This window comes from Leptothrix mechoopdaensis (SeqCode) (genome assembly GCF_053893855.1).
This window is the reverse complement of the sequence record NZ_CM132699.1, coordinates 3,325,681-3,339,427: the sequence shown is the minus strand read 5'-3', so window position 1 is coordinate 3,339,427 and position 13,747 is coordinate 3,325,681. Positions and strand designations below refer to the sequence as shown.

Below are 13,747 nucleotides of genomic sequence, written 5' to 3'. Positions count from 1 at the left end.
CATGACCTCTTCCACCGTTCGCAGCACGCCCTTGCGCGTGGGCATCGCCGGCCTGGGCCGGCTGGGCCGCCGCCATGCCGAGGCGCTGGCGTTCTCGACCCGCCATGTCCAGCTGGTCTCGGCCTGCAGCCCGGTCGAGGCCGAACGCGACCATGCGCGTGACGTGCTGGGCGTGTCGCGCGTTCACGCCGACTTCGATGCCTTCATCGCCGACCCGGACGTCGACGCGGTCGTGCTGGTCACGCCGACCACCTTGCATGCGGACCAGACCATCGCGGCGCTGAAGGCCGGCAAGCACGTGTTCGTCGAGAAGCCGCTGGCGCTGAACGTGCCCGACTGCGAGCGCGTGCTGGCCGTGGCCGAGCAGCATCCCGGCCAGATCGCGATGGTCGGCTTCGTGCGGCGCTTCGATGCCAGCTACCAGAACGCCCATGCGGCGATCACCGCCGGTGACATCGGCCGGCCCTTCCTCGTGCGCTCGCAGACCTGCGACCAGAACGACCCCGATGGCTTCTTCGTGCGCTTCGCGCCGACCTCCGGCGGCATCTACATGGACTGCAGCGTGCACGACATCGACCTGGCGCGCTGGATGCTCGGCCGACCGAAGGCGCTGCGGGCCTTCGCCAGCGGCACGATCGCGCTGCACCCCGGTCTGGCCGAGTGCAACGACGTCGACAACGGCCTGGCGATCGTCGAGTTCGAGGGCGGTGCGCGCGCGGTCTTCTATGCCTCGCGCACCTTCGCGCATGGCCATGAGACGACCACCGAGGTGATCGGCACGGCCGGCAAGCTGCTGGTCGGCGAACACGCCGCGCTGGACCGCGTGATCCGCAGCGATGCGCGTGGTGTCGGCCATGCCGTCCTGCCTGATTTCCACGCCCGCTTCGAAGGCGCCTTCACGCGCGAGATCAACGCCTTCGTCGCTGCCTGTCGCGGCGTGGCGCCGCTGGACCTGACGCTTTCGGACGCGATGGAGGCCACGCGCATCGGTCTGGCGATCACCCGATCGCTGCACAGCGGGCAGGTCGAAACGGTCGTTTGAGGCCTCCGGAGGGCGCCGGTTTTTTCAGTACAAGAAGGGGCCAACTTCAAGCTGTAGGGCCCTTTTGGAGAACAGTGGCAATAGGTAGTGGGCGTGCCGGGGTGCGATTCGCACACTGGCCGGACAGTCGATCACACCGGGAAGAAACCGGTGCCGACGAGGAGTCCAGACATGCCCACTGCACCTCAGCCCCGAAGCGCGGACCTGATCCGCGGGAACCCCGTGCCGAACGAGGTTCCCGCGCGCCGGACCTCCCGTCCGGTCCTGCCTTTCCACGCCCACGGTGGCGCGACGTCGACCTCGCCAGAGGCTTCCTCCAGGGCCGATCCGGCGGCCCGTACCGACGACGATGCCGCGCCCTACACCGCCGCCACCGCCGCCGCCGCTGCGGCCACACCCGGCACGCGCTCAACGGCCTCGCTCCCGGCCGCCGCAGATGTGCTGGACCTTCCGCAGGTCGGCGTGCGCACCGCCAAGGTTGTCAACGCGTTGGGCCAGGAGGTCGCCCTCCAGCTCATGCCCCTGCACGATGCCTTCTCGCGGCACGGCAGCGTGGCAAGCCAGACGGACCTGAGCGGCTGGATCGACGGTCTGTGCCACCTCGTCCTGTCGGTCGGCCTGCGCGTGTTCGGTGAAGACCAGCCCGTGTTCATCGGGGTTCGCGAGGATGTGATGACGTCCTCGCTGGTCGATGTCCTGTCGCCGCGCTGGGCCGTGATCCAGTTGCCGACCCAGGTCCTGGGCACACCGGCACTGCTCGAACGCCTGCAGGGTCTGCGCGAGCGCGGCCTGTCGGTGTCGCTGTCCTGCAATGGCGCGACGGCGGCGCGGCTCCAGCAGCTCGACGGGCAGGTCGACAGCTACCACCTCGACATCGGCACGCACGATCGCGGCAACCTCGCGGGGCTGTGGCCCGAACTGCGCGGTCGGCCGCTGCACCTGCGCGGGATCGACCGGCTCGATGTCTTCCGCGAGTACCGCTCCCAGGGTGTCCACGCCTTCTCCGGTCCGCTGCTCGCCGCACCGGTCACCTGGACCGCCGACCAGCTGCCGGCCTGCGATCCGGTCGCGGTCGAACGGCTGCACGTGCGCATGGTCCAGGGCGCCGACGATGCCGAGCTGGCAATCCTGATCGAGCGCGATCCCGCCTTGGCGCTGCGGGTGATGCTGCTGGCGTGTGACGGCCTGTGCGGCGCACCGACACGTCCCGGTTCCATCGAGGACATGGTGGCGCGGCTGCGCAGCCCCACCGGTGCCGCCTGGCTGCAGGTGTTCGAGCACGAGGCCCGCCAGAACCAGGCCTGCCGTCGACCCGTCTGGGCCGCCGAGGCGCGCCACCTGTCGACCTTCCTGCGCCTGCTGATCGAGCGCCTGTCCCCCGAGCGCCACGAGCTGCAGCGCCAGGCCACGCTGCTCGGGCAGCTCGCGTACTTCCGGCACACGCTGCCGTCCCGGATGGTCAGCCACCCGGCGATGCCCCTGGCCGCGCCCGCGATCGAGGACGCCTGGCTGCACCGGCAATGCCTGCTCGGTGCCGTGCTCGACATCGGCCTGCGGCTGATGTTCGACGCCAGCGCGTCCAGTTCGGCGGCCGGTGGCATGTCCGAGCTGTTCGACATCGCCGGACGCATGGTCCGCGAGCAACCGCTGGCCGACATCGCCGTCTCCGAATCCCTGCGCGGCTGAGCGCGATCCCGGGCGGCCCCGGGCGATCCCGGACGAGACCGATCCGGCGCTCGCCCACCCCCCGTTCCAGCCGCAGCCCCCGCCCTCGACCTTCGCCAGGTCGGTCACCCCGAGCCCCACACCATGCAAACGACCTTGCCGATGCACACCCGTCCCTTCGAGGCCGATGCCCACGATGCCTCGACCGCCTGGGCCACCGGCATGCGCCGCCCGCTGGTGCCGTCCGGCACGCCGCTGTCCCGCTCGCAGCCAGCCGCGTGGCGTCCGGAGGCTGGCGGTCCGACGGCGGCCCCCGCCGTCCAGGCCCGTTGTGTCGGCCTGCAGGTCATCGCCGACATGCAGGGCATGGCGCTGGGCTACGAGCTGCTGTATCGACCGGCGGGCGGCGCGGCGGCCGGCACCATCACCGACGACCTGCTGGCCACCTGCGAGGTGCTGGCCACCGCGGTGCTGGATCTGGGCTTGCCGCGCAAGACCGACGGACTCTCGTTCTTCGTCAACGTCGATCAACAGGTGCTGATGAGCCCGATCGTCGAGGCGATCACCCCGGGCTGGGGCATCGTCGAACTGCTCGAGAGCGTCGTCGCCTCGCCGGCGGTCGTGCGGCGGGTCCGCGAGCTGCGACAGCGCGGCATGCGCTTCGCACTCGATGACATCGAGACGCTCGACGACAGCCGCTGGGCCCTGATCGCCGACGTCGAGGTCGTGAAGATCGACTGGCAACGCGCACGGCGCGACGAGCTGGCGCAGATGATGGCGCTGGCGCGACGCCACGGCGTGCGCCTGCTGGCCGAGAAGGTCGAGCGGGCGTCCGATCTGGAGATGGCGCGCGCGATGGGCTTCGACCTGGCCCAGGGCTATGCCGTCGCGGTGCCCGATGTCATCCAGGCGCCCGGCTTGCCGGCCTGCATGCCGCTCGTGCTGCGGCGGACGCGGCTGCTGCTGCAGCACGGCGCCTCCTGCGAGTCGCTCGCGACCGCGCTGGCCAGCGATCCGGCCACGGTGATGCGCATCGGCCAGCTGGTCGAGCAGGAGGGCGTCCGGGCCCGGTCGTCGGTGCGGCCGGCGCGTCTGTCCGAGCTGGCCGGTGACGTGCCGCGTGCGGTCCTGCAGGCCTGGCTGATGGTGCTCGAAGCTGTCGACGCCGGACCGGTCGACCGTGCCTGGACCTACACCGGGCTGGTGCAGGCGCGCCTGATGAAGGTCCTGGCGCGCCGTGTCGCGCCCCAGGATCTCGCGCTGGCCGACGAGGCCTTCATGCTCGGCCTGCGACACCACGTCAGCACCACGCTGGGCATCCAGCACCGCGACGCCGACGCCAGCGTCCGGGGCGGGCTGCTGGGCTCCTTGCTGGAGTTCTCGCGCAGCCAGTTCCGCCAGCCCGCCGGCTGGCTGCCAGGGCCGCTGGCGATCTATCCGGGCCTGTCCCAGGCCCTGCCCTCGATCTACCGCGAAGCCCACCTCTGGGCCCGTGAGCGCAGCCAGAGCGGTGCGCCTGTCAATGGCGGCAGCAGTGCCGGTCAGCCGGTCGGGTCGCCTGGGTTCACGAGGGGGCAGGGGGACCTCCCGCACGGCAGCGCCGGCGATCGGCCCCTCGGTTTCAGGTCTGCCGATTCGGGTTCGATGAACACCTGGACCTTCCGCCAATCACGTCGCCGATGACGCATTCGCGCTGATTCATACAAGTTCATGTGAGGACAAGTGCTGGCACTGGCTTCTAGTCGTCATTGAAGGCCCGGGGCCCATTCCCGAGACTCGCCATCACTTGCGCACGGGTCACCGAATCGTCCGCGGACCCCGCGCCATCGACACGTTCAGCCGCGGGCAGTCCTGCGATGGCGGCGACTTCCCACTACTTCCACATGAAAGCAATCATGAGCTTGAAAACGGTTCGGTCTCGTCTTGCGGCGGCCACCGGCCGATCGCGTCCGTGGGCACTCGTTGCCTGTGTGGCGGTGTCGATCGGCTACGTGCTGGGCAACGTCTGGCTCTACGAGAGCATCGCGCGGCTGATCAGCAGTTCCGCCAACCCGCGTTTCGCGATCTTCATCCTCGTGACGACGGTGACCGGCCAGGCCGTGGCCATCGCACAGGCGTTTCGACTGGTGCGGGACAGCCGCTTCGTCGAGCAGCTGCGCATGGTCCTGTCGGATCCGCGCGGCGCGCTGGTCGACGTCCGGCGCGAGAACCTGGGCCGTGCCCTGGCACGGGCCGATGCGCCGATCGACGTGGTCGAGCTGTTCGGCACGCTGCAGGCCAGCCCGACGCCCGATGCGGCGGTGCTCGAAGCCCGCATCGCCGTGTTCCATGCCAGCACCGCGCGCCGGCTGATCGTGCCGGGACACATCGCCAACACCCTCATCGGACTTGGCCTGTTCGGCACCTTCCTCGGCCTGATCGTCACGCTCAAGGACGTGGCCGGGCTCATCGGCGTCATGGCGTCGTCGGGTCAGGGCGATTCGGCCGACACGATGAACCGCTTCTTCATGCAGATGAGCGGACCGCTCGCCGGCATGGGTGAAGCGTTCGTCGCCTCGCTGTTCGGCCTGGGCGGCTCGATGGTCAACGGCCTGCAGATGCTGACGCTGCGCCGGGTCCAGTCCGAGACCTCGGCGGCGGCCGAGTCGGCCTTCCACGGCATCGCCGATGCCATGTTCGAGCGCGTCTGCGGATGACGCCGATGCGGCGGCTCAGCCGATCGGCACGGTCCAGCTGACCGATGACCGGCTGGTGCGGCTGCAGCTCGAAGCCTTCATCGGCATGCGGGGCGACCTGGCCCGGCAGTCCGACGCGATCGTGCTGTCGTCGTCGAAGGTGCGCCTGGCCTGCGAGGCCCTGCAAGGCGTCGCGGCCACGCTGAAGGCCCGTCCGGACGCCGAGGATGTGCGGGCCCAGTTCGCGGCCGCGATGAACGCGCTGACGCAGCGTCTGGACCTCGTCACCTGCCGACTCGATGGCCTGCAGAAGGGCCAGGGCCTGCTGGTGGATTCGGCGGAGACGGGCACGCAGGCGCTGGTGGACATCTCGCGCCAGACCCAGCTGATCTCGGACCACCACGGCACCGCCTTGCGCGAGCTGATGGCGACCCGCAGCTCGATCGTCGATCTGGCGGCCCAGTCGCGCGAACAGTCGTCGCAGCTGCATCTGGAGCTGCGTGGTGGCGTGCACCGCGAACTGACCGCCGTGCTGGGCGCCGTCGCCGAGACCTCGCGCGAACTGGCCGAGCAGACCGGCCAGCTGGCCCGGATCGATGCCCATGCCGTGGAGACCCACCGTTCGCTGCAAGGGCTCGACGGCCTGCTGCGGGAACTGGCCGACCGGGTCCAGCCGCAGCTGCTGGAGCTGGTGGCGCGCCTCGACGCCGGCCAGCAGGGCGAGCAGATCGCCGTGCGCCACGAGATCGCGCAGCTGCACCGCAAGCTCGACGACCTGCTGGACGACCTGCTGGGTGACCCGGCCGCCGAGGCCCCTCGGTCACCGGGCTGACGGACTCCCCGCGGCGGCCTTGCCGGCCGCCGCCCCGACGCCGACATCGCCGTGGCCACCTGGCCACTGACCTCTCCTGTCGCACGCGACGCACCTGAGTCGACCCATCGCCATGCCTTCGAATTCCAAGACGCCCGTGAACCCTGCTGCTGCCGCCCTGGACGGGTTGTCCGTTCCTGCGGGGACCCTGGCACCGCATGCCCCTGCAGCGGCACCACGTCCCGAGCGCGTGACGGGTCCGGGTCGGACGGCGGCGCGGCGTCCGGAGGACGACGAGGCCGATCTCGTGGCGCCGGCACCGGCCGACGCGGTCGGTGAAGCGGCTCCCGTCAACCTGGGCGAGGAGCTGATGCGCGATGCCGTGCCGCGTGGTGCGGCGGCGGAAGCAGCGGAGGCCGCGTCGCGCTGGGCCTCCGATCCGTCGGCCGATGCCGATGCGGACGGCCCGGAGTCGAACGACCAGCCCTGGTACACCGGCACGGGCGTGCTGCTCGGCGGCGGCGCGGCCGGTCTGGCGGTGCTGGCCTCGCTGGGTGGCAAGTCGTCATCGCCGGCCGCCGTGCCGGTGGTGGCGTCGTCCGCAGCGGACTACTACACCTTCCGCGTCACGCCGATGGCCGGCCGCATGACCGGCCTGAAGGTGCGCGTGCTCGACATCCGGGGCGAGTTCCGCGACATCGATCCGGCGGCGATGACGGTCGATGCCCGCACTGGCGAGATCCGTTTCCGGATCGCCCGCTTCGGCGCCCTGGCCAGTGGCGAGCCGGTCCGCATCGAGGTGCGCGACGGCAATGGCGAGGCGCCCAACTTCGATGACGAGCACACGCCCAACCCGGCCGGCGCCGCCTTCGACACCGGCCTGGGCGAGACGGTGCTGTCGGCCTGGGTCGGCCGGGCGCCGGGCGCGTCCAACGACTCGACCCAGACGACCGCGTCGCCGAAGGTGATGACGGTCTCGCCGCTGACCACCGCAGCGGCCCACTACATCGACCAGCTGATGCTGTCGGACCCGGCGCTGTTCGCCACGCCGGCCCTGGCCGACCAGGCGATCACGGCGGTCCACCGGGCCATCGCCGACCAGTTCAGCGAGCTGGGCGCCTTCGACCTCGTCAACAGCACGCCCGTGCCGGTGAACGCCGATTCGGCCGCGCCGAACGCGTATGGCAAGGCGCTCGGCATCCTGTCCTACATGGCCTCCAGCGAGCGCACGCCGGGGCTCGACGGCGTCATCACCTTCCTGCAGGACAACCTGGTCGCGGCGGCCGGTGGCGACCCGATCAAGCCGGTGCTGCGCAGCGCCGCGAAGACCGAGCTGGACCTGACCGGCGACACCTACTTCCAGAGCGCGCTGGTCAGCTCGAACATCCAGTCGGCGCTGGCCAAGGTCGCCGTGGTGGCGCGCAGCCCCGCCATGCCCACGGTCGGCGAGCAGATCGACCCGACCACCAACACCATCGCCTACACCAGCCTGGCCGATGGCCTGACGCTGCAGATCACACCGGCCAAGGGCGCGACCAAGGGCACCAGCTACCTGCTGCGTTTCCACCCGCTGGGCGTGGAAGGCCGCTCGCTGGACTACACCTACGTCTACACGATGGAGACGGCCGCCTCGACCTCGGCGGGCTCGTCGACGCCGACGCCGCTGCTGGTGACCCTGCCGCTGTTCGCGCGTGACCAGGGCATCGTCGTGCGGCCCGATGCCAGCGGCAACACGCTGGCGCTCAAGCCGGGTGCCGTGCCGGCCGACGTCGTCAGCCGCTACGACCTGTCGATCGAGCCCGGTGCCAATGCCGCGCCGGACTTCGTGCTGCCGGCGATCCGCATGAACTTCGACCACCGGCCGGTGGCGATCACCAGCGTTCCGGAGATCAACGCCTTCGGCAACAACCGCTACCGCGTCGGCGAGGAGATCCGCGTCAAGGTCCTGCTGCCGACGCCGGTGAACTGGGGCTTCCGGAAGGCCGACGGCTCGGTCGACGTGACGACCAACGCGCCGCAGCTGCGGCTGGACTTCGGCAGTCCGGTGCCGACCTAAGCGACGCTGGTCGATCCGGTCGGCGCCAATGGCGGCTTCCTGCTGGAGTTCCGCTACGCGGTCCGCCAGGACCTGGGCCTGACCGGCAACCTGAGCATCCCGAAGGACGCGCTGCACGCGCCGAACGGGTCGAGCACGATCCACGACATCTCGGGCGGCGCGCTGCCCACGCTGTTCTCGCTGCTGGTCGACACCGCCCTGACCAACACCCGCCAGGGCGTCGATGCCGAGCCGCCGAAGGCGCCGGTGCTGGCGCTGCAGCCGGCCTTCGACACCGGCAAGGCCGGCGACCTGGTGACCTCGCTGACACGACCGGCGTTCGACGTCCGTGGCGAGGCGCTGACGCGCGTCGAGCTGAAGGACGCCGCCGGCACGCTGATGGGCTCGGTGCGCCTGTCGCCCGAAGGTGTCGGCGTGCTGACGGTCGGCCAGCTGGCCGACGGCACCGCCGTGGCCGGCTTGACCGGTGGCGACGCGGCGGCGCCGGCCGGCAGGGCCTATGCGCTGCTGCCGATCGCCTATGACGCGGCCGGCAACAACAGCCGCGTCAACGCGCTGGCCGACACGATCAACATGCGCATCGACACCTACGCGCCGCTGCGCCCGCAGGCGGCGCTGCTGGCGAGCGATGACTCCGGCCTGTCGGCGGTCGATGGCGTGACCGGCAAGGCGGTGCCGTCGGTGCGCGTCACCGGCGAGGTCGACACCCGCGTGACCCTGTTCGCCGATGCCAACGCCAATGGCCGCTTCGATGGCGGCGAGCTGGTCTACGGGTCCGGCACGCTGGTGCGCCCGACCGGTTCGGGACTCGCCAACGCGCCCGCGCTGGGCGTCGGCCAGGGCTACCTCGACGTCGCGCTGGCCAGCGGTGCCGCACCGCTGCCCGAAGGCGTGCTGCGCCTGACCGCGATGCTCTCCGACGTGGCCGACAACCGCAGCCCGTCGATCGTCCTGGCGCCCATCCAGGTGATGCTGCCCGATGCCTCCCCGCCCCGGCTGGACCTGCTGGCGCCGCCCGTCGGTCAGGCCTGGGATCCCGTCGGCGAGGTCATCCGCGTCACCGCGACCTTCGGCCGTGCGGCCTACTACGCGCCCGCTGCCGGCGTGCCGCCGGGCATGGTGCCGTCGGTGCGCCTGAACCTGTCGCCGACCGCCAGCGTCGATGCGCAGCTGACCAGCGGCCTGGGCACCCCGGTGCTGACCTTCTCCTACGTCGTGCGCAGCGGCGACAACAGCGCCGGCGTCACGCTGGAGCCGAACGCGATGTCGCTGAACGGCGGCACGCTGACCGACCTGGCCGGCAACCCGCTGGTCATCACCAGCGCGCCGGTGCCCGCCGGGGCGATGCCGCACCGCATCGACACGATCGCGCCGGCGCTGGTCGAGCAGGCCTACCTGAGCGCCGACAGCGACAGCGGCGTGCAGAACGACGGCAAGACCAGCGACGACACGCCCACCTTCACGCTGGTCGGCGAAGGTGGCGCGACGGTGCTGCTGTTCGACGATCCGGCGGCGACCGGTCGCCCCGATGGCCGGCCGGTGCTCGGCCGGGTCAAGCTCGGCGATGCCGACGGCGCCGCCTCGGTGCGCGGCCAGCTGACGGTCGGCGCGGCGCTGGCGCCGGGCGACTACACCACGCTGCGGGTCGTGCAGGTCGATGCGGCCGGCAACGTCAGCCGGGCGCAGACCGTCAAGGGCGCGCCCGACATCGGCACGCTGACCATCTCGACCGCCCAGCCCGACGTGCTGACCGGGCTCGATTTCGACCCGGTGATGGACGCGCGCGGCCTGGCCGGCGAGGGCATGGCGCCGGTCGACCACTACACCTACATCTCGACGCCGAAGTTCAACTTCAAGGGCGGCACCAGCGGCAACACCGCCATCCTGTTCATGGACAAGAACAAGGACGGCCACTACGACCTGGCGGCGGGTGACCGCTTCCTCGGCAGCGCCGAGATCAGCGACACGGTCCGTTCGGTCAGCGTCAGCGCGGCTGAGGCGCTGGGCGAGGGCACCTACACCGACATCCGCGTGATCCAGGCCAGCGCCACCAACGTGATGGCGTCGCAGGCCTCGTCGCCGGCACCGGCGCTGCGCATCATCCCGGTCACGCCGGACCCGGTCTCGATCGCCTTCAAGGAAGGCCAGGTCTCCGGCTCGGCCGCGACGCTGTCGTTCACCGTGCGGCCCGCCACCTATGCCGACGGCGCCCGCATCGTCGTGTTCGACGACCGCAACCGCAACGACGTCTTCGACGGCAACGACGTGATGCTCGGCCAGCGCGGCGGCACCGGTGACGCGATCGACTACGTCGACGGCGGCCCGGAGGTCGTGCTGAAGGCGCCGAAGCCGGCACCGGAAGGCATCTACACGCGCCTGATGACCTACCAGATCCAGGGCGGCCGGCAGAGCGCCGCGTCGCTGGTCGAGGGCATGCCGGCCGACGGCCTGACGATCGACCGCACCGGACCCGGGCTGGTCATCGCCTCCGACCGTTTCGTGCTGGCGCCGAACACCTCGTCGACGCTGACCTTCACGTTCAACGAGCAGCCCTTCGGCTTCGACCTGGCGCGGCTGGTGCGCACCGATCTCGGCGGCCACGCCACGCTGAGCCCGCTCGGCCCGATCACGCAGCAGCTCGACGGCACGATCCCGGTCTGGCGGGCGACCGCCACGCTGAGCGCCGACGGCACCGGTGTCAGCCAGTTCACGCTCGGCGCCACCGCCGGCCTGTTCCGCGACCAGTACGGCAACGCCAACCCGGCGTCGCTGTTCCGGCTCGAAGGCATGCCCGACCAGACGCCGCCGACGATCGCGATCTCGGTCGACGGCCGTGGCGCGATGGACGTGCGCACGCTGACCTTCACCGCGTCCGAGGCCATCACCGGCTTCACGCCGGACGACATCAGCGTCTACGGCGGCGACGCCGTGGGCCGGCTCGCGAAGTTCGCGCCGGTTGCCGGCAACCCGCTGCAGTGGACCGCCGAGTTCACGCCGGCCGTCAGCATCGTGGCCGACACGACGATCCGCGTGGCGAGCAGCTCGGTCTTCGACCAGAACGGCAACCCGGGCGTGGGCACCACGCTGCCGCTGCGGGTCGACACGGCCGCCGCGCCGGTGCTGACCCTGCCGCTGCCGTGGACCGTGGCCGACGCCCGCCTGCTGGTCAGCGAGGACATGCGCCTGCCGCTGCTCGCCACCAGCGTCACCAGCGGGGCGACCGCGCTGACGGTGGGCGACGCCGATGCGGCCGACAGCGCCAGCGCGATCGACCGCATCGTGCTGACGCTGAACCGCGACGCGGTGCGCGGCTCCGGCTCGCTGACGGTCGATGCCGGCCGGGCCGGCCAGGTGATCGGCAACAACTCCGCGCAGCTGGAGCTGTACGGCACGGTCCGCCAGCTCAACGACGCGCTGGCCTCGCTGAGCTACCTCGGCGCGGCCGACTTCAACGGCGCCGACACGCTCGTGGCGACGGTCTCGGACCGCAGCGCCAAGAGCCAGACGGTGACGCTGGCGATCCAGGTCGGTGCGGTCAACGACGCGCCGGTGCTGCAGCTGGGGACCAGCCCCGGCAACGGCTTCGTGGCCGGCAGTGCCGCGCCGATGACGGGCATCACCGTGATCGACGTCGACAGCGCCAGCGTCACGGTCGACCTGGGCGTGCAGCACGGCCGGCTGTCCGCGCTGGCCGGTGCGTCCGGCGCGGTCGTGACGGCCACCGCCACGACCGGCGGCGGCTCGACGCTGCGCCTGCAGGGCGCGCCGACCGCCGTGCAGACGGCGCTGGCCAGCCTGACCTACACCGGCGATGGCGACTACCTCGCGCTGCACCCGACCTTCACGACCGACACGCTGACGCTGCTGGTCACCGATGCCGAGGGCGCGCTGACCAGCGGCAGCCTGGCCGTGCCGGTCGCGCCGCGTCCGTTCGCGGCACCGATGCTGACGCTGGCCGCCGCGCTGCAGACCGGCGGCCTGCTGGTCGACGAGGACACCACCAGCGTGCCGCTCGGCCTGGACGGCGTCAGCGTGACCGATCCCGACCCGGCCGGCAGCGAGAGCGCGCTGGTGCGGGTCGACCTCACCGTCGCGGCCGGCACGCTCGGCGCGACGCTGGCGGGCAAGCCGGTCCTGTCGGCAGCGACGACCCCGCTGGCGCCGGCCGACACCGGGCCGGGCCCGCAGCTGCTGTCGCTCGGCGGCACGGTCGAGGTCGTCAACGCGGCGCTCGCCAGCCTGACCTACCGCGACGTGCTGAACGCCCACGGCGACCGCGTCGTGCAGATGCGGGCGGTCGACGGTTCCGGGCTGGTCTCGGACGCCGAGTTCACGGTCCACGTGCGCAGCATCGGCGACGCGCCGGTCATCACGCTGCCGGTCGCGCCGTCGGACCTGATCCTCAACGTCGTCCATGCCCTGCCGGGCGTGAAGGCCGAGGACGTCGACATCGGCGCAGGCGCGCTGGCATCGGTCACGGTGTCGGTCGCGCACGGCAAGCTGGCCGTCGTCGCAGGCGCCGCCAGCGGTGTCGAGCTGACGGGGCAGGGCAGCGGGACGCTGGTGCTCAAGGGCGCGCAGCCGGCCTTGCAGGCCGTGCTGGATTCGCTGACCTACACCCCCAACGAGACCGTGCTGCAGCGCTCGACGGCCGACAAGGGCGCGGACGTGCTGACCGTCAGCGCCGGTGACGGCGACGCCACGACGGCCGATCCGGTCGCGACGCTGGCGCTGTCGGTGCTGGTGCCCAACCGCCCGGTCAACGGCGACATCGTCGTCAAGGGCGTGACCCGCGTCGGCGAGCTGCTCGCCTTCGTCGACCGCGTGACCGACCAGGACGGCGTGCTCGACGGTTCGCGCAACTACACCTGGTACCGCGACCAGGAGGCGGTCACCGGGCCGCTTTCCGGCACGGCCGCGCGCACCTACCTGACCACGGCGGCCGACCTGGGCCACCAGGTCAGCGTCAAGCTCGGGCTGACCGACCTGCGCAACGTCAGCTCCGAGGTGCTGTCCGCACCGAGCGAGCTGATCGAGTCGAACACGACGCTGGGCCTGGGCAACGCGATCGCGTTCTCCAACGGCACCTCCGCGCCGGCCGCGCAGGCGCGCCTGATCCTGTCGCACCAGGGCTCGGGCTTTGCCGACTACGTGCTCGACGTCAACGGCGACGGCGTCATCGGCCTGGCCGACAAGACCGCCTACATCCGCAACCTCGTGCCCAACGCCCAGGGCGTCGGGCTGGCGCTGGCGGGCGGCAAGTTCGGCGCCCTGCTGACGCAGTCGCAATGGACGGTCAAGGCGGCCATCCCGGCGGACTGGCAGGTGCCGTCCGACGGCAGCACCGGCTTCTGGACGGCGACCGGCGGTGACCTCGCCTCGCCGTCGCACCTCCAGTACGCCGCCAGCCACGAATCGATTTCCCAGGATGACCGCACGTCGCTGGCCTACCAGGCCTTCCGCGTCCTCGCGTGATTCCCAGCGTCCGGGCGCGCACA

The 13,747-nt window shown here is 71.5% G+C and carries 7 protein-coding genes; all 7 read left to right on the top strand.

Features of this window, described 5'->3' with window-relative positions; genetic code table 11:
• Position 1: 1 nt before the first annotated feature.
• The 7 genes from ACWA7K_RS14440 (at position 2) to ACWA7K_RS14410 (ending at position 13,724) form a co-directional block, all read left to right on the top strand.
• Positions 2 to 1,042, top strand: a complete 1,041-nt coding sequence (locus ACWA7K_RS14440; RefSeq protein WP_456162082.1) for a Gfo/Idh/MocA family oxidoreductase — start codon at positions 2 to 4, stop codon at positions 1,040 to 1,042.
• Between the two features lie 171 nt (positions 1,043 to 1,213).
• Positions 1,214 to 2,728: a hypothetical protein gene (locus ACWA7K_RS14435; protein WP_456162081.1), complete on the top strand. Its 1,515-nt coding sequence runs from the start codon at positions 1,214 to 1,216 to the stop codon at positions 2,726 to 2,728.
• A 141-nt stretch (positions 2,729 to 2,869) separates the two neighbouring features.
• Positions 2,870 to 4,390, top strand: coding sequence for an EAL and HDOD domain-containing protein (locus ACWA7K_RS14430; RefSeq protein ID WP_456210167.1), 1,521 nt, complete (start codon positions 2,870 to 2,872; stop codon positions 4,388 to 4,390).
• Positions 4,391 to 4,683: 293 nt separating this feature from the next.
• Complete coding sequence (locus tag ACWA7K_RS14425) at positions 4,684 to 5,403, top strand: hypothetical protein (protein ID WP_456210165.1); 720 nt, start codon at positions 4,684 to 4,686, stop codon at positions 5,401 to 5,403.
• On the top strand, positions 5,375 to 6,214 hold the full coding sequence (locus ACWA7K_RS14420; protein ID WP_456210163.1) for a hypothetical protein: 840 nt from the start codon (positions 5,375 to 5,377) through the stop codon (positions 6,212 to 6,214). The genes ACWA7K_RS14425 and ACWA7K_RS14420 overlap by 29 nt, the downstream gene beginning before the upstream one ends.
• A gap of 229 nt (positions 6,215 to 6,443) precedes the next feature.
• A complete protein-coding gene (locus ACWA7K_RS14415) occupies positions 6,444 to 8,249 on the top strand; it encodes a hypothetical protein (RefSeq protein WP_456162078.1) in 1,806 nt (601 codons plus the stop codon).
• A gap of 246 nt (positions 8,250 to 8,495) precedes the next feature.
• Positions 8,496 to 13,724 (top strand): Ig-like domain-containing protein, encoded by a 5,229-nt coding sequence (locus ACWA7K_RS14410; RefSeq protein WP_456162077.1) that lies wholly within the window; start codon positions 8,496 to 8,498, stop codon positions 13,722 to 13,724.
• The last annotated feature ends 23 nt before the right edge of the window (positions 13,725 to 13,747 follow it).